The organism is Pseudomonas sp. FG35 (genome assembly GCF_057809295.1).
In genome coordinates, this window is sequence record NZ_JBMDJR010000016.1 from 1 (window position 1) to 24360 (window position 24360).

27 protein-coding genes and 1 pseudogene are annotated in these 24360 nt (G+C 62.4%); 9 read left to right on the forward strand and 19 right to left on the reverse strand.

The features are described 5' to 3' along the window. Positions 1-26: 26 nt before the first annotated feature. The 7 genes from ACODTD_RS24710 to ACODTD_RS24740 all read right to left on the reverse strand — a co-directional run bounded on the left by ACODTD_RS24710 (position 27) and on the right by ACODTD_RS24740 (position 5147). Complete coding sequence (locus ACODTD_RS24710; RefSeq protein ID WP_011332211.1) at positions 27-1160, reverse strand: AGE family epimerase/isomerase; 1134 nt, start codon at positions 1158-1160, stop codon at positions 27-29. Positions 1161-1260: 100 nt separating this feature from the next. Then, positions 1261-1833, reverse strand: coding sequence for a HupE/UreJ family protein (locus ACODTD_RS24715; RefSeq protein ID WP_489105323.1), 573 nt, complete (start codon positions 1831-1833; stop codon positions 1261-1263). Positions 1834-1860: 27 nt separating this feature from the next. Continuing rightward, entirely contained in the window at positions 1861-2475 is a 615-nt protein-coding gene (gene ureG, locus ACODTD_RS24720; RefSeq protein WP_008001031.1) for an urease accessory protein UreG, read from the reverse strand. A 22-nt stretch (positions 2476-2497) separates the two neighbouring features. Beyond that, entirely contained in the window at positions 2498-3172 is a 675-nt protein-coding gene (locus ACODTD_RS24725; protein ID WP_201817238.1) for an urease accessory protein UreF, read from the reverse strand. Further along, on the reverse strand, positions 3169-3669 hold the full coding sequence (gene ureE / locus ACODTD_RS24730; protein WP_011332214.1) for an urease accessory protein UreE: 501 nt from the start codon (positions 3667-3669) through the stop codon (positions 3169-3171). Before ureE ends, ACODTD_RS24725 begins: the two co-directional genes overlap by 4 nt. Positions 3670-3875: 206 nt before the next feature. Continuing rightward, a complete protein-coding gene (locus tag ACODTD_RS24735; RefSeq protein ID WP_007950628.1) occupies positions 3876-4508 on the reverse strand; it encodes a TetR family transcriptional regulator in 633 nt (210 codons plus the stop codon). A 174-nt stretch (positions 4509-4682) separates the two neighbouring features. After that, complete coding sequence (locus ACODTD_RS24740) at positions 4683-5147, reverse strand: hypothetical protein (protein ID WP_489105324.1); 465 nt, start codon at positions 5145-5147, stop codon at positions 4683-4685. A gap of 381 nt (positions 5148-5528) precedes the next feature. On the opposite strand from ACODTD_RS24740, the gene ACODTD_RS24745 reads away from it, so the two are divergent. Beyond that, a complete protein-coding gene (locus tag ACODTD_RS24745; RefSeq protein WP_489105325.1) occupies positions 5529-7604 on the forward strand; it encodes an AsmA family protein in 2076 nt (691 codons plus the stop codon). 101 nt (positions 7605-7705) lie between these two features. Here ACODTD_RS24745 and ACODTD_RS24750 read toward each other — a convergent pair whose 3' ends face one another. Next, the gene (locus tag ACODTD_RS24750) at positions 7706-8236 is read right to left on the reverse strand and encodes a ferritin-like domain-containing protein (RefSeq protein ID WP_011332217.1); all 531 of its coding nucleotides are present in this window, start codon (positions 8234-8236) and stop codon (positions 7706-7708) included. Positions 8237-8267: 31 nt separating this feature from the next. Further along, positions 8268-9237: pseudogene (locus ACODTD_RS24755) on the reverse strand (LysR substrate-binding domain-containing protein). A gap of 119 nt (positions 9238-9356) precedes the next feature. Between ACODTD_RS24755 and ACODTD_RS24760 the strand changes: the two are divergent. From ACODTD_RS24760 to ACODTD_RS24770, 3 genes are all read left to right on the forward strand, one after another. After that, positions 9357-9995 (forward strand): FMN-dependent NADH-azoreductase, encoded by a 639-nt coding sequence (locus ACODTD_RS24760; protein ID WP_103386766.1) that lies wholly within the window; start codon positions 9357-9359, stop codon positions 9993-9995. Continuing rightward, positions 9996-10301, forward strand: a complete 306-nt coding sequence (locus ACODTD_RS24765) for a DMT family transporter (RefSeq protein WP_011332220.1) — start codon at positions 9996-9998, stop codon at positions 10299-10301. It abuts the gene before it with no gap. Between the two features lie 91 nt (positions 10302-10392). Continuing rightward, positions 10393-11283 (forward strand): esterase/lipase family protein, encoded by an 891-nt coding sequence (locus ACODTD_RS24770; protein WP_285413004.1) that lies wholly within the window; start codon positions 10393-10395, stop codon positions 11281-11283. Here the strand turns inward: ACODTD_RS24770 and ACODTD_RS24775 are convergent. Beyond that, positions 11280-12173 (reverse strand): DMT family transporter, encoded by an 894-nt coding sequence (locus tag ACODTD_RS24775; RefSeq protein WP_489105326.1) that lies wholly within the window; start codon positions 12171-12173, stop codon positions 11280-11282. The genes ACODTD_RS24770 and ACODTD_RS24775 overlap by 4 nt on opposite strands. 98 nt (positions 12174-12271) lie before the next feature. Here ACODTD_RS24775 and ACODTD_RS24780 point away from each other — a divergent pair, with 98 nt between their 5' ends. From ACODTD_RS24780 to ACODTD_RS24790, 3 genes are all read left to right on the forward strand, one after another. Next, the gene (locus ACODTD_RS24780) at positions 12272-13066 is read left to right on the forward strand and encodes an AraC family transcriptional regulator (protein WP_085611039.1); all 795 of its coding nucleotides are present in this window, start codon (positions 12272-12274) and stop codon (positions 13064-13066) included. A 63-nt stretch (positions 13067-13129) separates the two neighbouring features. After that, a complete protein-coding gene (locus tag ACODTD_RS24785; RefSeq protein WP_011332224.1) occupies positions 13130-13435 on the forward strand; it encodes a PsiF family protein in 306 nt (101 codons plus the stop codon). 332 nt (positions 13436-13767) lie between these two features. Next, positions 13768-14781 carry an AI-2E family transporter gene (locus ACODTD_RS24790; protein WP_489105327.1) on the forward strand — a complete coding sequence of 338 codons (1014 nt, stop codon included), beginning with the start codon at positions 13768-13770 and terminating at the stop codon, positions 14779-14781. Between the two features lie 48 nt (positions 14782-14829). Here the strand turns inward: ACODTD_RS24790 and ACODTD_RS24795 are convergent, their stop codons facing one another. Continuing rightward, positions 14830-16104: an Hsp70 family protein gene (locus ACODTD_RS24795; RefSeq protein ID WP_236195628.1), complete on the reverse strand. Its 1275-nt coding sequence runs from the start codon at positions 16102-16104 to the stop codon at positions 14830-14832. Positions 16105-16397: 293 nt separating this feature from the next. Between ACODTD_RS24795 and ACODTD_RS24800 the strand changes: the two genes are divergently transcribed. Continuing rightward, positions 16398-17348, forward strand: coding sequence for a DnaJ C-terminal domain-containing protein (locus ACODTD_RS24800; protein WP_011332227.1), 951 nt, complete (start codon positions 16398-16400; stop codon positions 17346-17348). Positions 17349-17371: 23 nt separating this feature from the next. Further along, positions 17372-17677, forward strand: a complete 306-nt coding sequence (locus ACODTD_RS24805; RefSeq protein WP_201817254.1) for a chaperone modulator CbpM — start codon at positions 17372-17374, stop codon at positions 17675-17677. Between the two features lie 136 nt (positions 17678-17813). On the opposite strand, the gene ACODTD_RS24810 is transcribed toward ACODTD_RS24805, so the two are convergent. The 8 genes from ACODTD_RS24810 to urtE all read right to left on the reverse strand — a co-directional run bounded on the left by ACODTD_RS24810 (position 17814) and on the right by urtE (position 24245). Next, a complete protein-coding gene (locus ACODTD_RS24810) occupies positions 17814-18941 on the reverse strand; it encodes a sensor histidine kinase (protein WP_221615474.1) in 1128 nt (375 codons plus the stop codon). Between the two features lie 156 nt (positions 18942-19097). Further along, positions 19098-20798: an urease subunit alpha gene (gene ureC, locus ACODTD_RS24815; RefSeq protein ID WP_011332230.1), complete on the reverse strand. Its 1701-nt coding sequence runs from the start codon at positions 20796-20798 to the stop codon at positions 19098-19100. 155 nt (positions 20799-20953) lie between these two features. Beyond that, entirely contained in the window at positions 20954-21259 is a 306-nt protein-coding gene (locus ACODTD_RS24820; RefSeq protein WP_096819774.1) for an urease subunit beta, read from the reverse strand. Continuing rightward, positions 21259-21792: a GNAT family N-acetyltransferase gene (locus ACODTD_RS24825; protein ID WP_201817272.1), complete on the reverse strand. Its 534-nt coding sequence runs from the start codon at positions 21790-21792 to the stop codon at positions 21259-21261. The genes ACODTD_RS24820 and ACODTD_RS24825 overlap by 1 nt, the downstream gene beginning before the upstream one ends. Positions 21793-21797: 5 nt before the next feature. After that, positions 21798-22331, reverse strand: a complete 534-nt coding sequence (locus ACODTD_RS24830) for a GNAT family N-acetyltransferase (RefSeq protein ID WP_201817274.1) — start codon at positions 22329-22331, stop codon at positions 21798-21800. Between the two features lie 9 nt (positions 22332-22340). Then, complete coding sequence (ureA, locus tag ACODTD_RS24835; RefSeq protein ID WP_039766748.1) at positions 22341-22643, reverse strand: urease subunit gamma; 303 nt, start codon at positions 22641-22643, stop codon at positions 22341-22343. 33 nt (positions 22644-22676) lie between these two features. Continuing rightward, positions 22677-23516, reverse strand: coding sequence for an urease accessory protein UreD (locus ACODTD_RS24840; RefSeq protein WP_489105328.1), 840 nt, complete (start codon positions 23514-23516; stop codon positions 22677-22679). A gap of 30 nt (positions 23517-23546) precedes the next feature. Further along, positions 23547-24245, reverse strand: coding sequence for an urea ABC transporter ATP-binding subunit UrtE (gene urtE, locus ACODTD_RS24845; protein ID WP_236194665.1), 699 nt, complete (start codon positions 24243-24245; stop codon positions 23547-23549). Between the last annotated feature and the right edge of the window lie 115 nt (positions 24246-24360).

The window sequence follows — 24360 nt, forward strand, 5'->3', positions numbered from 1 at the left end:
GGCCGCCCCCCCCCCCCCCACGGCTGTCAGCTCAGATAGTCGGCGAGGCCGCGGTAGCAGGTCGCCAAGTGATACGGCGTGGTCGACGGCATGTCCTTGCGGCTGACCTCGCCCTGTTCGTCGCGGCATTCATGCCAGCCACCGGCATGCAGGAAGCGCTGCTGCAACGCCTGCAACTGGCGCAGCACGGCGGCTTCGCTGTCCGGACGCAGCGTCAGCGCGCGCAGGTATTCGGCCTGGGCCCAGATGCGTTGGGTCGAATCCTTCGGACGCCCGCCCATATTCAGATCGAGCATGGCCCGCACCGCGCCGGACGGCTGCACCACGCCGTACTGCTCGGTGAACGCAAAGGCCCGGTCCAGCGCGGCATGCAGTTTCGAGCCGCGCAGCAGGGGCGAGGATTCCAGCAGGAAATACCACTCGAACTGGTGGCCCGGCTCATACCAGTTATCCACAGCACCCAGCGGTTTTTCCATCAGCACACCGGCCTGAGGATCGACGAAACGCTTGTGCATGGCTGTGCATAACTCGCTCAGCGCTTGCTTGACCTGTGCATCTTCGCGCACGGCCAGAGTGGCCAGGAACGCTTCGGCCAGGTGCATCAATGGGTTTTGCAGCGGGCCGGTTTCCAGCGTGATCCAGTCGCGGTCGAGGCAGGCTTCGTAGAGGCCGTCACCGGTGGCGAAACGTCGGCCGATGACTTCCAGCGCGGCATTCAGGGTCGATTCGACCAAGGGCTCGCGGGACTTTTCCCAGTAATGCGCGCAGGCAAACAGGATGAAGGCGTGGGTGTAGAGATCCTTGCGCTTATCCAGCGGTTTGCCCTGCGGATCGATGCTGTAGAACCAGCCGCCGTGCTCGGCATCGTGGAAGTGCCGTTGCAGGGAACGGAACAACGCAGCCGCGCGGACTTCGGCGTTATCCACAACCCCGATCAGGCTTGAGAACAAGTACAGCTGCCGTGCGCAGGCCATCGCCCGGTAGCGCTGTGGTGGCAGCGGCTGATGTGCAGCGTCCAGCGCCTCATAAGGCAACGCCATGTCGGCGTTCCAGCCCGGCCCTTGCCAGAGGGGCACGATCACGTCGAGAAAGTGCTGTTGCACTTCACCGAACAGGGCGGTCAGTTCAGGCAGGGAGGTGGAGCGGGAGGCGTGGGGCATGGGCGGACGTCGTCACGGCAGGGGCGATTGCGCGACATGGTAGCAGAGAGTGGCGATCGATCGTTCCCGCGCCATACGCGGGAACGATCAGAGGTGCAATTCAGCCGGCCAGCAACCACGCGCCCGTCACCGCCGAAGCGGCGCCGGCCAGTCGCACCAGCGGCGCGGCCGCCTGAGGCAGAAAACGCACGACCGCATAACCCGCCGCATGCAGCGCAGCCGTTGCGACCACGAATCCGGCGGCATACGCCCATGGGCTCGACATGTCCGGCAACTCCAGGCCATGGGCCACGCCATGGAACAGCGCAAACAGCGCCGTCGCCGCCACCGCCATCACCAGCGGTGGACGCACGGCCAGCGCCACCGCCAGGCCCAGCGCCAGCACCGAGGCGGCAATCCCGCTTTCCAGCGCCGGCAGCTCCAGCCCTTCAAAGCCGAGCAAACCGCCGATCAGCATGGTGCCGACAAAGGTGCACGGCAGCGCCAAGCGCGCGGCGCCTTGCTGCTGCGCGGCCCACAGACCGACGGCCACCATCGCCAGCAAATGGTCGAGGCCACCGATCGGGTGGCTGATGCCGGCCACCAGGCCAGAGTCGCCGTGGCCGGGGTGAGCGAAGGCCAGGGCCGGGGTCAGCAGCAGCGCGACGGCGCCGAGAATGCGTTTGAGTGTCATGGATAAGCTTCCTTGTTGATCAGTGAATCAGGCTGCAGTCAGCAGGCCCTGGCGTTCGATGAAGGCGATGATTTCTTCCAGGCCTTGCCCGGTTTTCTGATTGCTGAACACGAACGGCTTGCCGTTGCGCATGCGCTGGGTGTCGCTGTTCATCATCTCCAGCGAGGCGCCGACCAGCGGTGCGAGGTCGATCTTGTTGATCACCAGCAGGTCGGATTTGCAAATGCCGGGCCCGCCCTTGCGTGGGAGTTTGTCGCCGGCCGACACGTCGATCACGTAGATGGTCAGGTCGGACAGTTCCGGGCTGAAGGTCGCGGACAGGTTGTCGCCGCCGGATTCCACCAGAATCAGGTCCAGCCCCGGAAAACGCCGGTTCAGCTGATCCACCGCTTCGAGGTTGATCGAGGCGTCCTCCCGAATCGCGGTGTGCGGGCAGCCACCGGTTTCCACGCCGATGATGCGCTCCGGTGCCAGGGCCTCGTTGCGCACCAGGAAGTCGGCGTCTTCGCGGGTGTAGATGTCGTTGGTGACCACCGCCAGGTTGTAACGCTCGCGCAGGGCCAGGCACAGGGCCAGGGTCAACGCGGTCTTGCCGGAACCGACCGGGCCGCCGATGCCGACGCGCAGGGGTTGTGTGTTCATGTGATTCTCCTGATAAAAGGCCCTAGGAACGGAACAGGCGGCTGTACTGGCGCTCATGGGCCATGCACGCCAGGGACAGACCGAACGCGGCGCTGCCGAGGTGTTCGGGATTGATTCGGGTGGCGTCCTGCTGGGCCTGTTGCAGTAGCGGCAGCAGTTCGCTGGTCAGGCGCTGGGCGGCTTGCTGGCCCAGCGGCAGGGTTTTCATCAGCACCGCGAGCTGGTTTTCCAGCCAGCTCCACAGCCACGCGGCGAGGGCGTCCTGCGGGGTGATCTGCCAGGCGCGCGCGGCCAGAGCCCAGCACAGGGCCAGGTGCGGCTCGGCGCAATGTTCGAGAAAATCCCGCGCTGGCTGATCGAGTTCGGGCAGGCCGTTGAGCAATTGCTGCAACGAGTAGCCCATCTGCCGGCTCTCCAGATGCAGCTCGCGGGTTTCGCGGCTGGCGCGGTGGCTTTCGCAGAGCTTGCGCAATTCATCCCAGTGTTCGTCCGCGGCGGCCTGGCAATGGGCGAGCAGCAGGGGCGCTTCAAACCGCGCGAGGTTGAGCAGCAATTGATCGCTGATCCAGCGGCGGGCGCTGTCCGGGCTGTCGACACGGCCGTTATCCACAGCCATTTCCAGGCCCTGGGAATAGCTGTAGCCGCCAATCGGCAATTGCGGACTGGCCAGGCGCAGCAGCGCCCAGGCCGGGTTCACAAACGGACGCCGAACTGATGGAGTTTCGGCGCGTAGTTGAAGTCTTCGTCACCGTGCCGCGAATGATGATGGCCGCCACCGTAGGCGCCGTGTTCCGGCTGGAACGGGGCTTCGATCGATTCGACCTGCGCACCCAGTTGTTCAAGCATCGCCTTGAGCACGTAATCGTCGAGCAGCCGCAACCAGCCGTCACCGACTTGCAGCGCGACGTGGCGATTGCCCAAGTGATAGGCCGCGCGGGTCAGTTCAAAGGCGTTGGCGCAGGTGACGTGCAGCAATTGTTCAGGGCGGGCACAGACCCGGACGATCCGGCCATCTTCGGCTTGCAGGCACTCGCCGTCATACAGCGGCGGCTGACCGCGCTCCAGAAACAGTCCGACGTCCTCGCCTTCGGCACTGAAACAGCGCAAGCGGCTTTTGCTCCTGGCTTCGAAGGTCAGGTGCAACTCGGCGGCCCAGACGGGTTGGGGGTCGATTCTGCGATGAATCACCAGCATCGGAAAGCTTCCAGCAGTGGACAATGCTCAGGCTAGAGCAAGGGGCTTGCCAATCGGACAAGACGTAGGAAATCCCTGTCGGAGCCTAGTGGATGTTTCAAGATGTTGCAGGATTGTGGGGCGTTTTGGTGCATGAAGTTTTTTACATGCACCAATTTGCGGCGCAAAAAAAATCGCAGCTCCAGGCTGCGACTTTTTTTGCTTTCTCACTCGGTACTGCCGAGCCCTTGCCAGTGCTTCAACCCGATAAAGATGAAGCGCAACTGCTGGGTGATCTTCGCCTGTGGCGTCAGATGCTCCGGCAGAGCTTCGGCGGGCGGGTCGATGATGTCCGGCAGGGTGGCGAACACCGATTTGACGATCAGGTCGGCCATCACGCTCAGACCCTCGCGATTGAGGTGCTGAAGTTTGGGCATCAGGGCCAAGTCCGCCGCCAGGTCGGAGCTGATGTCCTCACGCAAGCGGCCAATGGCCTGACGCACCGGCAACGATCCGCCGTACTGCTCGCGGGCCAGAAACAGAAATTGCGAACGGTTGGCGCTGACCACGTCGAGGAAGATCCGCACCGACGCATCGATGATCCCGCCCATGACGAATTCGTTGTGGCGCACCAGGCGGATGGTTTCGCGGAAGGTCTGGCCGACTTCGCTGACCAGTACCAGGCCGAGTTCGTCCATGTCGGCGAAATGCCGGTAGAAACCGGTGGGCACGATGCCGGCGGTTTTTGTCACTTCACGCAGGCTCAGGCTGCCGAATCCTCGGCCGCTTTCCATCAAGTGGCGGGCAGCGTCCATCAGGGCGTTGCGGGTCTGTTGTTTCTGTTCGGCGCGGGGCAGCATCGCAAGGGTGTGTTCTTAGGCAAGACAAGCGCCGCACTCTAGCAAATCGGCTTTGTCGGCGTCGAACGGCAGCGGGGGAGATGGAGCAGGGAAATCGCGACTTCTTTATACCGGCTTATGAAAAGTCAAAAGCCCAATCCGGGGATTGGGCTTTTTTTCCAGGCCGCCATGGGCTTAGCTCAAAGCGCTGTTGCGTTCGATTACACGGTCACCACCACCTTCGGCCAGGGTTTGACCTTGTGGGGTTTTGTCGTAACCGTCAGCAGCGAGGGTCTGGCCTTGTGGGGTGCGGTCGCCACCGTCAGATGCCAGGGTTTGACCTTGTGGAGTGCGATCCGAACCGTCTTGCACCAGACCTTTTTCTTCCAGACGATCACGGCCGCCTTCAGCTACGGTTTGACCTTGTGGGGTTTTGTCATAGCCATCTTGAACCAGACCTTTTTCTTCCAGGCGGTTACGACCGTTTTCAGCCAGGGTCTGGCCTTGTGGAGTGCGGTCCGAGCCATCAGCGGCAACAGTCTGGCTGAACACCGAGTGGTTGGTTTTGACTTGCGGAGTCGCTTGATCGGCAGCTGGCAGAGCGAAAGCGGTGCTGGCCAGCATCGAGAGGGTAAGACTGAACAGAAGTTGGCGTTTCATGATGGGTTGCTCCTTGGGAGGGCGATAAAGTGGGTACGAAGCTAATGCTACTCTCGATAAGTCGATATAAAAGTTCATAAACACAATGGTAATAATCAACAGAATTGATTGTTCCATTGGGAGGCTCTAGCTCGGGCGTTTCAGGCGGGCGGTTTTGCACTGCGGTGGGTATTTTCCACCCACTTGCGCCCCGCAAATGTGCGGGGCCGGTAACGCCAAATCGACCGATCGGTCAGAATGGCGACCGTTTTTTCCCCTCGCTGGGGCTTTGGATTAAACCTGCGGGCTGTTTGTCAGTCACAGATTTCATGAGGGCCATCATGGCCTGCCGTTTCAGCTGCGTCGTGCCTATGGATGCAGTCGTCTTCAGGAGCTTTGTGCATGACGCGCACCCGTAAAATCTTCGCCTGGACCTTCGCCACCCTTGTGCTGCTTCTGGCGGTGCTGGTGTTGGTCATCGTGTTTTTCGACTGGAACCGGATCAAGCCGCCGCTCAATGCCAAAGTCTCGGAAGAATTGCACCGACCGTTCGCCATCAACGGCAACCTGTCGGTGGTCTGGCGGCGCGAAATCGACGAGGGCGGCTGGCGCGCCTGGGTGCCGTGGCCGCATGTGGTGGCCGAAGACCTGACGCTGGGCAATCCGGACTGGTCGAAACAGCCGCAGATGGTCACCCTCAAACGGGTCGAGCTGCGCATCTCGCCACTGGCCTTGCTGGCGCAACGGGTGACGATCCCTCGGATCGACCTGACTGAGCCGAACGCACAATTGCAGCGCCTGGCCGACGGTCGCGCCAACTGGACCTTCAAGTTCGATCCCAAGGACCCGAACGCCGAGCCCTCGAACTGGGTGGTCGACATCGGCGCCATCGGTTTCGACAAGGGCCACGTCACCCTGGATGACCAGACCCTCAGGACCAACCTCGACTTGCTGATCGATCCGCTGGGCAAGCCGATTCCGTTCAGCGACATCGTCGGTGACAAAGCCGCGAAAACCGCACAGGACAAGGGCGGTGCACCGCAGGATTACGCCTTCGGCCTGAAAGTCACCGGCCAGTACCACGGCCAGAAACTTGCCGGTCAGGGCAAGATCGGCGGCCTGCTGGCGCTACAGGACGCGAGCAAACCGTTCCCGTTGCAGGCCCAGGCGAAGATCGGTGATACCAGCGTCGAACTCGCCGGCACCCTGACCGATCCGCTGAATCTCGGCGCCCTCGATCTGCGCCTGAAACTGGCCGGCGCCAGCCTCGGCAATCTGTATCCGCTGACCGGCGTAACCCTGCCGGACACCCCGCCTTATGCCACCGACGGCCATTTGATCGCCAAGCTGCATGAGCCGGGCGGCGCGCAGTTCCGCTACGAACAGTTCAACGGCAAGATCGGCAGCAGCGACATCCATGGCGATCTGGCCTACGTCGCCAGCCAGCCACGGCCCAAGCTGAGTGGCGCGCTGCTGTCCAATCAATTGCTGTTCGCTGACCTCGCGCCGCTGATCGGTGCCGACTCCAATGCCAAGCAGAAGGCCCGTGGCGGCGAGAGCAAGCAGCCGGCGGACAAGGTGTTGCCGGTGGAAGAGTTCAAGACCGAGCGCTGGCGCGACATGGACGCCGACGTTGAATTCACCGGCAAACGCATCGTCCACAGCGAAGAACTGCCGTTCACCGACCTCTATACCCACCTCAAACTCAACGACGGCGAACTGAGTCTGGAGCCACTGCGCTTCGGCGTGGCCGGCGGCAATCTCGACGCGCAGATTCGTCTCAACGGTCGTACCGAACCACTGGAAGGCCGGGCCAGACTGACCGCGCGCAAGTTCAAGCTCAAACAGCTGTTCCCGACCTTCGAACCGATGAAGACCAGTTTCGGCGAGCTCAACGGCGATGCCGACATCGCCGGTCGCGGCAACTCGGTGGCCAAGTTGCTGGGCGGCGCCAACGGCAACCTGAAGATGCTGATCAACGACGGCGCGATCAGTCGTGAGTTGATGGAGCTGGCAGGCCTCAACGTCGGCAACTACGTGGTCGGCAAGATCTTTGGCGACAAGGAAGTGAAGATCAATTGCGCGGCGGCGGACTTCGATATCAAGACCGGTCTGGCGACGACAAGACTGTTTGTGTTCGATACCGAGAACGCAATCATCTACATCGACGGCACGGCGAACATGGCCACCGAGCAACTGGATCTGACGGTGACGCCGGAATCCAAGGGCTGGCGCCTGATTTCCCTGCGCTCGCCGTTGTATGTACGGGGCAAGTTCATCAAGCCGGATGCGGGGGTGAAAGCGGTGCCGTTGATGTTGCGCGGGGCGGGGATGGTGGCGCTGGGCGTGATCGCTGCGCCGGCGGCGGGGCTGCTGGCGCTGGTGGCGCCGAGTGGTGGCGAGCCGAATCAGTGCGCGCCGTTGCTGGAGCAGATGAAGGCGGGCAAGGCGCCAGCGACTGTCAAACCGACCAAATGATTTTGTAGCGTTTAGAAGAAAGCAATCGCGGGCAAGCCCGCTCCCACAGGTTCAGTGAAATCCTGTGGGAGCGGGCTTGCCCGCGATTGGATCTGGAGGACTCAGAGGTCTTTCAGAATATCCGCCATGTCATCCGCATGCTCTTCCTCCTGAGCCAGGATGTCTTCGAAGATCCGGCGCGTGGTCGGGTCCTTTTCACCGATGTACTGGATGATTTCGCGGTAGCTGTCGATGGCGATCCGCTCGGCCACCAGGTCTTCGTAAACCATTTCCTTCAAGGTGTTGCCGGCCACGTATTGCGCGTGGGACATCTTCGACAGCAGGTCAGGGTTGAATTCAGGCTCGCCACCCAGTTGCACGATGCGCTCGGCGAGACGGTCGGCGTGTTCGGCTTCCTGAGTGGCGTGCTCGAGGAACTCGTCGGCGGCGACGTTGGCTTTCAGGCCGTTGGCCATGAAGTAGTGGCGCTTGTAGCGCAAGACGCAGACCAGTTCCGTGGCCAGCGATTCGTTGAGCAGGCGCAGCACTTCTTCACGGTTGGCGCTGTAGCTTTCGGTCACCGCGCCATTTTCCACGTGCTGGCGGGCGCGCTCGCGCAGGGTTTGAACATCAGACAATTGCAGGTCACTCATTTCAGTCTCCTGGAGGCTAATCCGATTGGCGTCACGTTCTGCTGACGTGATCGTTACCAGGTTGTGAGTGATGAATGCTGCAAAAAGTTTTGTCGGATTCAGCGCGGCACATGCCCGGAAAGCTGTGCCTCTTCGCGCAGCCAGGCAAAAAACGCCTTCACCGGTGGATGCCGCTCGCGACCCGGTACGCAAAGTGCGCTGTAACCGGCGCCATCGACCTGGACCTCGCCCTTGTACGGCACAAGCAGACCGCTGGCGACGCTTTGCGACACCAGGATGTTGCTCGCCAGCACCAGCCCTTGTCCGGCAATGGCCGCTTGCAGGGCGTAATGCTCTTCATCGTATTCGCGGACGGCCGGGTGCTGATTCAGCCAGTTCTCGCCCGACTGCGCGCACCAGGCCTCCCAGCCGTGGGCGTAGAGCTTCGAATTGTGCCAATGCACGCTGATCAGCGCCGGAGTGCGGCGGGCGGCCAGCGCCACCTGTTCCGGCGAGCCGTATACGCCGAACGATTCATCGAACAGGCACAACCCATAGAGGTTCGGGTAATCGTCGAGGCTGTAGCGCAGCACCAGATCGACGCTGGCGTCCTGATGCAGGTCGATGACTTCGCAATGCGTGTCCAGCCGCACATTGATGTTCGGATGCTTCGCATAAAACCGCCCCAGCCGTGGCACCAGCCACAACGCGGCGAACGCGGCGGTGGTCGACAGCGTGAGGCTGCTGCCGCTGCGTTGCGGGCGCAGGGTGTCGACGCTTTGCGCCACCTCCAGAAATGCGCCGTGCAGGCTGCGGAACAGCCGCTCGCCGCCCTCGGTCAGGCGCACCTGACGCGGCAGGCGTTCGAACAGCGCCACGCCGAGCCAATCCTCCAGCGAGCGGATCTGATGGGAAATCGCCGTCGGCGTCACCGCCAGCTCTTCGGCGGCTGCCTTGAAACTCAGCAGACGGGAGGCGGATTCGAACGCGCGCAGGGCGGTCAGCGGCAATGAAGCGAACATGGAAACTCCACGGATGAAATCAATTCATCCCGACTGATTTTTGCTCATTTGAGGCGATGAGGTGATGCCTGCAATCTGGCGCCACACAGTCACTCAAGTCTAGTCCCAAGGAGATTCAGATGAGCAAGATTCTTGCGATCCATGCCAGTCCACGCGGTGAGCGTTCTCATTCGCGGCGTCTGGCAGAAACCTTTCTCAGCGCCTGGCAAGTCCGCCATCCCCAGGCGCAGGTTACCCGCCGTGAAGTCGGGCGGGCGCTGATTCCGGCGGTTAATGAGGCGTTTGTCGCGGCGGCGTTTTACCCGGAGCCCGAAGCACGACCGCTGACGATGCAGGCCGATCTGGCGCTCAGCGATCAACTGGTGGGCGAGCTGTTCGATCACGACCTGCTGCTGATTTCCACGCCGATGTACAACTTCAACGTGCCCAGCGGCCTCAAGGCCTGGGTCGATCAGATCGTCCGGTTGGGCCTGACGTTCGACCACACCCTGGACAACGGCATCGCCCAATACACGCCGCTGCTGCACGGCAAAAAAGCGCTGATCGTCACCAGTCGCGGCGGCTTCGGTTTCGGCCCGGGCGGCGAACTGGAAGCGCTGAACCACGCCGATCCATGGCTGCGCACCGCGCTGGGCTTCATCGGCATCAACGATGTCACGGTGGTCGCCGCCGAGGGCGAGGAATCCGCCGAGCGCACCTTCGCGGTGTCGGTGGCCGAGGCCGAGCAGCGCTTGCTCGACCTGGCCCGGGAGTTCTAGGTGGCCTGGCTGTTTCTGCTGATCGCGGCCGGGTTCGAGGTCACATTCGCCATGGGCATGAAGTACGCCGAGGGTTTCACCCGGCTCTGGCCGTCGTTGATTACGGTCGTCGCGGCAGTGGGCGGGGTGTACTTCCTGACCCTGGCGATGCGCGAGTTGCCGGTGAGCATCGCCTATCCGATCTGGACCGCCATCGGCTCGCTCGGCACGGTGTTTCTCGGTTTCGCCCTGCTGGGCGAGAGTCTGACGCTGGTGAAGTTGCTGTCGGTGGGGCTGATTGTGGCGGGGGTGGTGGGGCTGAAGTAGGCTGGTCGTGGAGTTGTCATCATCGAGGAGGATGCTTGGCGGGCGTTTTGCACGCCCTGCATCCACTCACCGACCACAAGGATGTTTGCCCATGTCGCAAGATTCGGCCACACGTTACCCACTGGTGCTGGTGCCGGGAATGCTCGGTTTCATCCGTCTGGTGCTGTACCCCTACTGGTACGGGATCATCAAAGCGTTGCGCCGGGGTGGGGCGACGGTGATTGCGGTGCAGGTGTCGCCGCTCAATTCCACCGAAGTGCGCGGCGAGCAGTTGCTGACGCGCATCGATGAAATCCTGCGCAAGACCGGCGCGGCCAAGGTCAATCTGTTCGGCCATAGCCAGGGCTCGCTGACGGCACGTTACGCGGCGGCCAAGCGTCCGGATCTGGTGGCATCGGTGACCTCGGTGGCCGGGCCCAATCACGGTTCGGAACTGGCCGACTACCTGGCGAAACACTACCCGGCGGACAGTGCCAAGGGGCGCATTCTGGAAGCGCTGTTACGCTTTGTCGGCTGGCTGATGGCGCTGCTGGAAACCGGCTACCACGGGCCGAAACTGCCGGTGGATATCCACGCCTCGCACCATTCCCTGACCACTGAAGGCGTGGCGCTGTTCAACCAGCGTTATCCACAGGGCTTGCCTGAGACCTGGGGCGGGCACGGGCCGGAAGAGGTCAACGGCGTGCGTTATTACTCGTGGTCCGGCACCTTGCAGCCGGGCAAGACCGACCGTGGGGGCAACCTGTTCGATGGCACCAACCGCAGTTGCCGGTTGTTCGCCAAAACCTTCGTGCGCGAGCCGGGGCAGTGCGACGGCATGGTCGGCCGCTACAGCTCGCACCTGGGCACGGTCATCGGCGATGACTACCCGATGGATCACTTCGACATCGTCAACCAGTCACTGGGACTGGTCGGCAAAGGCGCGGATCCGGTGCGGCTGTTCGTCGAGCATGCCGCGCGGTTGAAAGCCGCCGGGGTCTAGGCGGTGCTCGGGGGGCGGGAGCGACCGAGGACGGTGGTCCAGCGCTCGGAAAGAATCACCCCACCCAGTGTCAGCAAACCACCGACCAGGTGATACATCGCCAGTTGTTCCTTCAATACCACCGCAGCAATCAGCGCGGTGATCAACGGCAGCAGGTTAAAGAACAGTGTGGTCCGGCTCGGGCCCAGACGCTGCACGGCCTGCATCCACGCCAGCGGCGCGAGCATCGAGGCCAGCAGGCACGCATACAGCACCAGCGGAATGTTCTGCAGGGTCAGGCCGGTTTTCGGCGACACGGCGTACAGCGGAAACAGCACCACCACCGCCACCAGCACCTGCAAATACAGCAACACCAGCGGCGGCAGGCGCAGCTGCCACTTTTTCAGCAGGGTGCTATAGATCGCGTAGGCGAGGGTGGCGACCAGCATCATCGCGTCACCCAGGTTCACCCCGTGTTGCAGCAGTGCGCCGAGGCTGCCGGAGGACACCACCACCAATACACCCGCGAATGAAAGTACGGCTCCGACCAGTGCGCCGGCGGTCAGGCGCTGGCCGAGGCTGATGATCGCCATGGCCAGCGACATCAATGGCATCAACGACAGGATGATGCCCATGTTGGTGGCGCTGGTCATGGTCGCAGCGAAGTAGGCCAGGCTCTGATAGACCGCCATGCCGAGCACGCCGAGGATGAAAATCTTGCCCAGATTCGGGCGAATCTGCGGCCAGTGCGCGATCACTTTCTTGAGCATGAACGGCGTGAACAGCAGGCCGGCGAGCAGCCAGCGATAGAAGCCGATCTCGGCGGGGAAGATCGCACCGACCGCAAGCTTGTTGATCACGGTGTTGCCGGCCCAGATGAAAATCGCCAGCAGGGGAAACGCGTATTGCATGGGAGGAGAAACCAGAACGTTGATGAACGGTGATTATCCCTTGTCTGGATGCAGGCCTATACTGCGAACCGGACAACCCGCCCCTGATTCCGGACAGCATGAACAGTAAACACATCGATCTGCTGGATTTCAGCGAACTGCCGTCGGCGGTGTATTTCCGCTATGCCGACTTCAACGCCCATGAATACGCCGCGCCGCACCGCCATCCGTGGGGCACGCTGGAGTACGCGGCCCACGGCGTGCTGCACATGGATGTCGACGGCAGCCGCTTCATGTCGCCGCCGCAATACGCGGTGTGGGTGCCGCCGCAGGTCGAGCACAGTTTCTACAGTCATCAGCCGGTCAATTATCGGGCGGTGTGCCTAGCGCCGGATGTGTGTTCCGATTTGCCGGCGCAGGCCTGCACCCTGGCGATCAGCGACATTCTCAAGGCGATCCTCAAGGACTTCGCCGCCCGCGATGTGAAGATCCCGGCGTTCGAAGCCGACCAGCGCCTGGCCCAGGTGCTGGTGGATCAATTGCGCCAGGCCCCGGTTCATCAATGCTATTTGCCTTACGCCAGCAGCCCCGGTTTGCTGACCATTCTCGAAACCCTGCAGGCCGAGCCCGGCAACAATCAGCCGCTGGCGCACTGGGCGGCGCAGGTGCATGTCAGCGAGCGCACCCTGGCCCGGCAATTCGTGCGGGAGCTGGGGATGAGTTTCGGCGAGTGGCGTCAGCGCCTGCGGTATCTCGCGGCCATCGAGGCGCTGGAAAGTTCGCGCAGTGTGCAGGAAATCGCCTTCGATCTCGGCTACAGCAGCGGTTCGGCCTTCATCGCCATGTTTGCCCGGCAGGCCGGATGTACCCCGGAACAGTATCGGCGCAGCCATCTTGAGGCTAGGAAGGTGTAACAAGCTTTGACTACACTCCAGCAGAGGCCACCTCCATCGAGGCGGCGCCAAGGAGAAAACTCCATGAAGATGTTGCGTGTCCCTTTGTTGATGATCGGTCTGCTGCTGTGCTCCCAGGGTTTCGCCGCCACGGCGCAACAGAACAAGATGACCACCTGCAACGCCGACGCCACGGCCAAGAGCCTCAAGGGCGACGAGCGCAAAGCCTTCATGAGCACCTGCCTCAAGGCAGCTCCGGCGGCCAACGACGCCAAGGCCCTGACCCCGCAGCAACAGAAAATGAAAACCTGCAACGCCGATGCGGCCACCAAGGCGCTGACGGGTGATGCGCGCAAGACGTTCATGAGTGATTGCCTGAAGAAAAAATAAAGCGGGTTTGAGTGGTGACCGGCAGATGTGTCCGGCTTGGGATCCAGGCCCTCACCCTAACCCTCTCCCAGAGGGAGAGGGGACTGACCGCGTTGTTTCCAGACATTCTTCGACCTGAAACATCCGGTCGATTATGGATTCGATACAGAGCTTTCAGGTTGCCGGATCACCCGAGCATCCCGCAATCAGTTTCCCTCTCCCTCCGGGAGAGGGCTAGGGTGAGGGTTGGGCCGCAAGTCAGACACCAAACCCCAAACACCGCATATCCCTAGTGCTCCCCAAGGATCGCTGGCAGACTGCCAATCCTTTTACGCCGTTCGTTTTGAGGCTGTATGCCAACGTTTTCTGAGCGTCATGTAGTGTTCTGGGTCAGTTGCATCATCATTTTCGGCGGTCTGTTGCTGGTGTTGCCATTGCGTTTGCTGCCCAGTCTGCTGGCCGGGTTGCTGGTGTTCGAACTGGTCAACATGCTCACCCCGCAACTGCAGCGGCTGATCGAAGGTCGCCGTGCGCGGTGGCTGGCGGTGGCGCTGCTGGGCACGCTGGTGGTGAGTGTGCTGACGCTGGTCTTCGCTGGCGCCATCAGTTTCCTGCTGCACGAGGCGGAAAACCCTGGCGCTTCCCTCGACAAATTCATGGGCGTGGTCGACCGAGCGCGTGGACAGTTGCCGCCGTTCATCGACGCCTACCTGCCGGCCAGCGCTGCCGAATTCCGGGTGGCCATCGGTGAATGGGCGAGCAAGCATTTGTCCGAACTGCAACTGGTGGGCAAGGACGCGGCGCATATGTTCGTGACCTTGCTGATCGGCATGGTGCTGGGCGCGATCATCGCCTTGCAGCGCGTGCCGGACGTCACCAAGCGCAAGCCGCTGGCGGCCGCACTGTTCGATCGTCTGCACCTGCTGGTTCAGGCGTTTCGCAACATTGTGTTCGCGCAGATCAAGATTTCCCTGCTCAACACCTTCTTCACCGGGATCTTCCTGGCGGTGGTCCTGCCGCTGTTCGGGATAAAGCTGCCGCTGACCAAGACCCTGATCGTGCTGACCTTCCTGCTCGGTCTGCTGCCGGTGATCGGCAATCTGATGTCGAACACGCTGATCACTATCGTCGGCCTGTCGCTGTCGATCTGGGTGGCGATTGCGGCGCTGGGTTACCTGATCTTTATCCACAAGCTCGAATACTTCCTCAACGCACGCATCGTCGGCGGGCAGATCAGTGCCAAGTCCTGGGAGTTGCTGCTGGCAATGCTGGTGTTCGAGGCCGCGTTCGGCCTGCCGGGAGTGGTGGCGGGGCCGATTTATTACGCATATTTGAAGAGTGAGCTGAAGCTGGGCGGGATGGTTTAGAAGCCGCAATGATCGTTCCCGCGCGGAGCGTGGGAACGATCAACTGTGTCAGTTTACTGAGCCGTAACGTTTCATGGCCTCAATCGCCAGACCGCTACCAATGCTGCCAAAAATATTCCCTTCCACATGCCGCGCGTTCGGCAGCATCGCCGAGACGCTGTTGCGCAGTGCCGGAATGCCGCTCGAACCACCGGTGAAGAACACCGTATCGACCTGACCCACCGCCACGTTGGCGTCTGCCAGCAACTGGGTGACGCTGCCGCGCACGCGCTCGAGCTGCGACTCGATCGCCGATTCGAACAGCGCCCGGGTCAGTTCCACGCTCAGGCCCGACTCGATGCGATCCAGCGGCACGTGGCGACTGTCGTTGTGGGTCAGGTGGATCTTGGTTTCTTCCACTTCCATCGCCAGCCAGTGCCCGGCGCGCTGTTCGATCAGCTTGAACAGACGGTCGATGCCGCCGGTGTCTTCGATGTCGTAACGCATGCTGCCCAGGGCCAGGGTCGATTTCTGCGAGTACACCGAGTTGATGGTGTGCCAGGTTGCCAGGTTCATGTGGTGGCTGGTCGGCATGAACGCGCCGCTTTTCATCCGGCTGCCGTAGCCGAACAGCGGCATCAGGCCTTGCAGGCTCAGCTGTTTGTCGAAGTCGGTCCCGCCGATGTGCACGCCGCCGGTGGCAAGGATGTCGTCGTGACGGTTATCCACACCACGACGCTCGGGCGACAGGCGCACCAGCGAGAAGTCCGAGGTACCACCGCCGATGTCGACGATCAGCACCAGTTCTTCCTTTTCGATGGTCGACTCGTAGTCGAAGGCTGCGGCAATCGGCTCGTACTGGAACGACACGTCCTTGAAACCGAGTTTGCGCGCCACTTCCACCAGGGTGTCTTCGGCTTCCTGGTCGGCCAGCGGATCGTCGTCGACGAAGAACACCGGGCGGCCCAGCACCACCTGCTCGAACTCCCGACCGGCGGCGGCTTCGGCGCGGCTCTTGAGCTGGCCGATGAACAGCCCGAGCAGGTCCTTGAACGGCATTGCGGTGCCGAGAACGCTGGTGTCGTGCTTGATCAGCTTGGAACCGAGCAGGCTCTTGAGCGAGCGCATCAGTCGGCCTTCGTAGCCTTCCAGGTACTCGTGCAGCGCCAGACGGCCGTATACCGGACGGCGCTCTTCGATATTGAAAAAGACCACCGATGGCAGGGTGATCTTGTCGTCTTCCAGCGCGATCATCGTTTCCATGCCGGGGCGCAGCCAGCCGACGGTGGAGTTGGACGTGCCGAAGTCGATGCCGCAGGCACGGGCTGGAGAGGCGTCTTTCATGGTCTTTCGGTTCCGGTCAAAAAAACGGCCGCGCAGTGTATGTCAGTGCGCGACAGATTCGAAGGCCGGTCATCTGCTATTTCACGACTAAGCTTGCTTGAAACTCGGCGGTTTGCCCCAAACTTGCTGGCATGGGCCGGCAGACATACCGGCGGTCGCAAGAACCGCCGTCCACTGCCGATAAACTTCTGCTGCGCCACCCGGTCACAAACTTGAGATCGGTCAACCCGGCACGCGCGAATAGGCGCATGCTGGGATCGGCGCGAAATCGATAACGGATGGTGATTCCTTCGATGGACTTCAAAGACTATTACAAGATACTCGGCGTGGAGCCGACGGCTGACGACAAGGCAATCAAGGCTGCCTATCGCAAGCTGGCGCGCAAATACCACCCCGATGTCAGCAAGGAAAAGGACGCCGAGGCCAAGTTCAAGGACGCCTCGGAAGCCTACGAAGCGCTGAAAAGCGCCGACAAGCGCGCCGAATACGACGAACTGCGTCGTTATGGTCAGCACGGCCAGCCGTTTCAGGGCCCACCGGGGTGGCAGAGCCGTGGCGGCTTTGGCGGCGGCGGTGGCGACACCGGCGACTTCTCGGACTTCTTCAGTTCGATCTTCGGCAATCGCGGCCCCGGTTTCGGTGGCGGCGCTGGCCGGCAATCCCGCAGCGCCGGACGGCGAGGGCAAGACGTGGAACTGGAACTGCCGATCTTTCTGGAAGAGACGCTTTCGAACGAATCGAAAAAGATCAGCTTCCAGGTGCCGCAATACAACGGTTCGGGCCAGCACGTCAGCAACACCAGCAAAAGCCTGAACGTGAAGATCCCGGCGGGCGTGACCGATGGCGAGCGCATCCGCCTCAAGGGCCAGGGCGCACCGGGCATCGGTGGCGGCGCCAATGGCGATCTGTACCTGACCATCCGTTTCGCGCCGCACCCGAAATTCGACGTTGAAGGCGAAAACCTGATCATCACCCTGCCGCTCGCTCCCTGGGAGCTGGCGCTGGGCGCCGAAGTGGCCGTGCCGACCCTGACCGGCAAGATCAACCTCAAGGTCCCGGCCGGCAGCCAGAACGGCCAGCGCATGCGCGCCAAGGGCCATGGCTTGCAGAACAAGGCCGGCGAACGCGGTTATCTGTTCGTCCAGCTCAAGGCCGTGATGCCGAAAGCCAACGGCGATGACGTCAAGGCGCTGTGGCAGGAACTGGCGAAGAAGGCCGCCTTCAATCCGCGAGAGAACTTCTGATACTGACGACGGAGTAGCCCATCATGAGCAGCCCCCTGATCGTTCAACTGGACATGGCAGAATTCTGTGAGGCGGCCGACCTGTCGGACGTCTACGTGATCGAAATCGTCGAGCACGGCATCCTCGAACCTCAGGGCACGCAGCCCAGGGAATGGCGCTTCACCGACTACGAACTGGCCCTGGCCAAACGCGCCGCCAAGCTGCGGCGCGACCTGGAGCTGGAATGGGAAGGCGTCGCCCTGGCGCTGGACCTGCTGGAAGAAGTGCAGGAGCTGCGGGCCGAGAACCGGATGCTCAGGCAGCGCCTGGCGCGGCTGGTGGTCGAATAGTTCTCGGATGTGATTGAGGGCCCCATCGCTGGCAACCCAGCTCCCACAAGTTCATCGCCGATCGAAACTTCTGTGAACTTCGCAGAACCCTGTGGGAGCTGGCTTGCCAGCGATGAAAGCGCCGCGTTTTTCCTGCTTAAACCTGTCGGGGCAGCATCACGCTGAACAGCGTGCCGTTGGCTGCGCTTGAGCTGACTTCGATCGTCCCGCCATGGGCGGTCACCACTTCCTTGACGATGAACAGGCCCAGACCCAGGCTGGTCGACGGCTGGCCGAGTTTTTCGTCGGCGCTGCGTACCAAGGGGTCGAAAATGGTGCCGATGGCCTCTTCGGAAATGGGCGGGCCGTAATTGTGCACGGTCAGAAGCACCTGCCTGGCTTCCCCCTTCAACGTCACGATCACTTCGCGCGGATCAGAGCCATGCTGCAAGGCATTGCCGATCAGGTTCTGCAGCAGTTGATCGATCCGACCAGCGTCCCAGACACCACGGGTGTCACCCTCGGTGTTCAATGTCGGGTCACTGTCCGGATTGCCGGCGCACGCTTCGGCAATGGCTGCTCGCGCCGCGTCGGCCAGATCCATTGGCGCCGGTTCGATCGGCAGGCTTCTGCCCAGGCGGCTGCGTACCAGTTCCAGCAGGTCGCTGACCATGGCCGCCATGTGCCGCGCGCCCTGTTTGATGTTCAGCGCACAAGTCAGCGCATCGCCTTCCAGCGTGGTTTTGCGCATCAGCAACTCGGTGGACATGCTCACCGCTTGCAGGGGCGCGCGCAGGTCATGGCCGAGAATGGCGAGAAAAATGTCCCGTGAGCGGTTGACCTGTTCGGCATAGGCGGCGGTCGATTCGGCCAGGGCTTCGTCGATGGCTTCGTTGAAGCGGATCATGTCCTGGAAGCAGGTGGTGTCCGGTAATTCGATATGCTCGACCCAGCGTCGGATCACCACGGCGCGCAGGTGGCGAAACTCCGAGGTCATCTGTACCAGATCGAAACCGACGGTGTGGCGCAGCTCGCCATGGCTGGCTCCGGCTTCATCCAGGCTCGGGCTTTTCTCCGGGCCTTCGCCCTTGGCCTTGGCGACCTGTTCGTCGCGGCTTTGCGGTTTGCTCATGTCGCGAGCGGCGGCCCGCAGGATGGCGCTGGCGTGATCGCGCAGACCGGCCGAGTCCAGATGGTCGGCGGGCGGGGTAATGGTAGCGGCAAACTTTTCCCATTCATCGACGATTGCGTCGATATTGGCCAGGATGAACTCGGAAAGACGCATGGGCAGTTCCTGAATAAAGGCGACAGCGAATCGAATATTAGTCCCTTTGGCGAGAAATACACGACCCATTGCCCAGTGGTTTTCCAGCATCACGAAAAAGGCCCCGAGACCGTGCGTCAGGCAGGTGCTCGGGGCCTTTTTTGCGTTTGTCGGTTGTCAGAACAGGAAGTAACGCTGCGCCATCGGCAGGGTTTCGGCCGGTTCACACCAGAGCAGCACGCCATCGGCCTTGACCTGATAGGTCTGCGGGTCGACGTCGATGTTCGGCAGATAGTCGTTGTGGATCAGGTCGGTTTTCTGCACGTCGCGGCAACCTTTGACCACCGCGATTTTCTTCTTCAGGCCCAATGCTTCGGGCAATCCCGACGCCTGCGCCGCCTGACTGATGAAGGTCAGGCTGGTGGCGTGCAGCGAGCCGCCGTAACTGGCGAACATCGGGCGGTAGTGCACCGGTTGCGGGGTCGGGATCGACGCGTTGGCGTCGCCCATCAGGCTCGCGGCGATGGCGCCGCCCTTGAGGATCAGCGTCGGTTTCACGCCGAAGAATGCCGGGCGCCACAGCACCAGATCGGCCCACTTGCCGACTTCCACCGAACCCACTTCATGGCTGATGCCATGGGTGATCGCCGGGTTGATGGTGTACTTGGCGATGTAGCGTTTGGCGCGGAAGTTATCGTTGCCTTCACCGTCCTGAGGCAGCGGGCCGCGCTGCTTTTTCATCTTGTCGGCGGTCTGCCAGGTGCGCGTGATGACTTCGCCGACGCGGCCCATGGCCTGGCTGTCGGAGCTGATCATCGAGAACGCGCCGAGGTCGTGGAGGATGTCTTCGGCGGCAATCGTTTCGCGGCGGATGCGGCTTTCGGCGAACGCCACGTCTTCGGCAATGCTCGGGTCGAGGTGGTGGCAGACCATCAGCATGTCGAGGTGTTCGTCGATGGTGTTGCGGGTGAACGGCCGGGTCGGGTTGGTCGAACTCGGCAGTACGTTGGCGAAACCGCAGGCCTTGATGATGTCCGGCGCGTGGCCGCCACCGGCACCTTCGGTGTGATAGGTGTGGATGGTCCGGCCCTTGAACGCGCCGAGGGTGGTTTCGACGAAACCGGACTCGTTGAGGGTGTCGGTATGGATTGCCACTTGCACGTCGTACTGGTCGGCGACGCTCAGGCAGTTGTCGATGCTCGCCGGGGTGGTGCCCCAGTCTTCGTGCAGCTTGAGGCCGATGGCGCCGGCCTTGACCTGTTCGATCAACGGCTCCGGCAGGCTGGCGTTGCCCTTGCCGGTGAGGCCGATGTTCATCGGGAACGCGTCGGCGGCCTGGAGCATCCGCGCCAGGTGCCACGGCCCCGAAGTGCAGGTCGTTGCATTGGTGCCGGTGGCCGGACCGGTGCCACCACCGATCATGGTGGTGACGCCGCTCATCAGCGCTTCTTCGATCTGCTGCGGGCAAATGAAGTGGATGTGGGTGTCGATGCCGCCGGCGGTGAGGATCATGCCTTCGCCGGCGATCACTTCGCTGCTGGCGCCGATGGCGATGGTCACGCCGGGCTGCACGTCCGGATTGCCGGCCTTGCCGATCGCGGCGATGCGTCCGTCCTTGAGGCCGACGTCGGCTTTGACGATGCCCCAGTGGTCGATGATCAGCGCGTTGGTGATGACGGTGTCGACCACTTCGGCCGCCAGCAACTGGCTCTGGCCCTGGCCGTCGCGGATCACTTTGCCGCCGCCGAATTTCACTTCTTCGCCGTAGGTGGTGAAGTCCTGTTCGACCTCGATCCACAGCTCGGTGTCGGCCAGGCGCACCTTGTCGCCGACGGTGGGGCCGAACATGTCGGCGTAGGCTTGTCTGGAAATCTTCATCTGGCGTCCTTCAGGAAAATAGCGGTGAGCCATCGACCCTCACCCTAACCCTCTCCCAGAGGGAGAGGGGACTGATCGCGGTGGGGCAGTTATCGGTGGTTGGCTCCCTCTCCCCTGGGAGAGGGCTGGGGTGAGGGGCTGCGGTACACGCGGACTCAGAGGTCACCCATGACCCGCCCGGCAAACCCGAACACCCGCCGGTGCCCGGCGTAATCCACCAGCTCTACCTCGCGGCTCTGGCCCGGCTCGAAGCGCACCGCGGTGCCCGCGGGAATGTTCAGGCGCATGCCACGGCTGGCGGCGCGGTCGAAGGTCAGGGCGTCGTTGGTTTCGAAGAAATGGTAGTGCGAGCCGACCTGGATCGGTCGGTCGCCGCTGTTCGCCACTTTCAGGCTGATCGTGCGGCGACCGACGTTGAGTTCGATGTCGCCGGGCTGGATCCGGTATTCGCCGGGAATCATCAGTTCGCTCCTTGCAGGACTTTGTAATAGAGGGCCGTCGGGCGATAGGTGCCGTTCGGGTCGCAGGCGTAGTCGGGGATTTCCCCGGCGCGGGTGTAACCCAGGGCCTTGTAGAAATCTTCGGCGGGGGAGCCGGCCTCGGTGTCGAGGTAAAGCATGCCGCGCTTGTACTGGCGGGCCGTCAGCTCCAGCGCTTCCATCAATTGCTGACCGAGGCCGCGCCGCCGGGCGTGTTCGCGAACCAGCAGTTTCTGCACTTCGGCGCGGTTCAGGCCGTTGGCCTTCTGGCACAGGCCCAGTTGCACGCTGGCCTGCACCTGTTCGTCCTTGACCACCACCCACAGCAAGACGTTGCCCTTGTTCAGGTTGTCCTGCACTTCATCGAAATAGGCGCGAGCCTGGGTGGCATCCAGATCAGCCATGAAGCCGACGCTGGCGCCATAACCCACGGCGTCCAGCAGCAGCTCGATCAGGCCCTGACGATAGTGCGCAAAACTTTCCGCATTGACGCGTCGCAGTTGGGCGGGGTTCATCGGTGTCACTCCTTGTTGGCGGGCGGCGGCTCCGCGCCAGGATTGAGGGTCAGTTGCATGAACGTCAGGTCGAGCCAGCGGCCGAACTTGGTGCCGACCTGGGGCATCTGCCCGGTGGTGATGAAACCGGCGCGCTCGTGCAGGCGGATCGATGCGGCGTTGCCGCTTTCGATGGCGGCGACCATGACGTGCTTGTCGCAGGTTTTCGCGCGTTCGATCAGCGCGGTCATCAGTTGCGGGCCGAGGCCGTTACCGCGCTGGTCGCTGCGCACGTAGACCGAGTGCTCGACGGTGTGGCGGAAACCGTCGAACGGCCGCCAGTCGCCGAACGAAGCGTAGCCGAGGGTGGTGTTGTCGGCGTTGACGATCACCAGGATCGGATAGCCCTGGGCCTGGCGTGCGCTGAACCACGCCTGACGGTTGCCGAGGTCGACGGCGGATTCGTTCCAGATTGCCGTGGTGTTGAGCACCGCGTCGTTGTAGATGTCGCGGATCGCCGGCAGGTCAGCGTGCAGGGCATCGCGGATGGTGTAGGTCATGGCACGGCCTCAGACGATCGGTTGGTGGACGGTGACCAGTTTGGTGCCGTCGGGAAACGTCGCTTCGACCTGGATCTCCGGGATCATTTCCGGGATGCCTTCCATCACCTGATCGCGGGTCAGCAGGGTGGTGCCGTAGTGCATCAGTTCGGCAACGGTCTGGCCGTCACGGGCGCCTTCGAGCAGCGCCGCCGAGATGTAGGCCATGGCTTCCGGGTAGTTGAGCTTCACGCCACGGGCCAGTCGCCGCTCGGCCACGAGGCCGGCGGTGAAGATCAGCAGCTTGTCTTTTTCGCGTGGGGTCAGGTCCATCGTTTGAAATCCATTGTCGGCAGTTGAAGAAAATCAGGTGTTCCAGATTCGGGGGGGCAGGGCTTCGCGGCCAAGCAGCGCAGGCCTGAGCAATCGCCACAGATCGATCAGCCACGCCCGCGCCAGCAACGCTTCACTGGCCAGGCAACGGGCGACCAAAAGACCGGGCAATTGCGTCAGATCCCCGCGTACTTCGTGGCCCAGCGAGCGGCAGCGTTCCAGCAATTCAGCATCGATCTCACCGGTCACCAGCAAGGTCGCAAACACCGGATGGCCATCCAGCCCGATCGGCGAATCCAGCAAGCCGTCAGCGCCAACGATGCGCTGGCGCTCATGCCACAACAACCGGCCATCACGGCGAATATCCAGATGTGCCTGGAAATGCCCGAGGTCGAAACGCTCGCCACTGGCCGGCCGCCCGAGGGCTACCACGTCCCAGTAGAACAGCCGCGCATCGCCTTCAAGCTCAATCGATGTCGTGAGTTCAGCCTGGGCGGCGCTGTAGACGATGGTTTCCTGGGGCAGCCATTCCAGTGTCGCGCCATCAGCGACATGCAGCTTCAGCGACTGATAAGCGGGCCCCGCCGCGCGATACCACTTGGCCGCGCCGGGGCTGGTGATCTGTGCCCAGGCGCCTTGTGCGACGCGGGCGCTGATGTCGAGCCGGTCACCGCCGGCAATCCCGCCCGGCGGGTGGACAATGATGTGCTGGCAGACCTCGGGCCCTTCGGCGTACAGATGCTTTTGCACCCGCAGCGGACCGAGGTGGCGACGACGGGTAGGGCGCGTGCAATCGCCGAAGCGGGCATAGGCCAGCTCAAGCTCGGCATGCCAGCTCGGGGTAAACAGGGCAGTCGCAACAGGTAAGTTCATGTTTTCTGATTATCGTTAGGACGCTACAGGTTAGATCGTAACCAGTCCGCGTACACCCTCGCTTTCCATATTTTCTCCACGGCCCTGCTGCACGATCTCGCCCCGGGACATCACCAGGTACTGATCGGCCAGTTCGGCGGCGAAATCGTAGAACTGCTCCACCAGCAGAATCGCCATGTCGCCACGGGCCGCGAGCTTCTTGATCACTGCGCCGATTTCCTTGATCACCGACGGCTGGATGCCTTCGGTGGGTTCGTCGAGGATCAGCAGACGCGGACGGCTGGCCAGTGCACGACCGATGGCCAGCTGTTGTTGCTGTCCGCCGGACAGATCGCCGCCGCGCCGCTGTTTCATTTGCAGCAGCACCGGGAACAGCTCGTAAATGAACGCGGGAACCTCTTTGGCTTCGCTGCCGGGGAAACGCGACAGGCCCATCAGCAGGTTTTCTTCCACGGTCAGTCGGCCGAAGATCTCCCGGCCCTGGGGCACGTAGGCGATTCCGGCGTGCACCCGTTGATGCGGCTTGTACGTGGTGATCGGTTGGCCTTCCCAGTTCACCGCGCCTTCCTTGGCCGGCAACAGGCCCATCAGGCATTTGAGCAGCGTGGTCTTGCCCACGCCGTTACGGCCGAGCAGGCAGGTCACTTCGCCGACCTTCACCTCAAAGCTCAGGCCGCGCAGGATGTGGCTTCCGCCGTAGTACTGGTGCAGCTTGTCGACTTGCAGCATGTTCAAATTCCTTCTGTTGCACACAGAACCCTGTGGGAGCTGGCTTGCCAGCGATAGCGGTGGATCAGTCGATATCAATGCTGGATGTGCCGGCCTCATCGCTGGCAATTCGGAG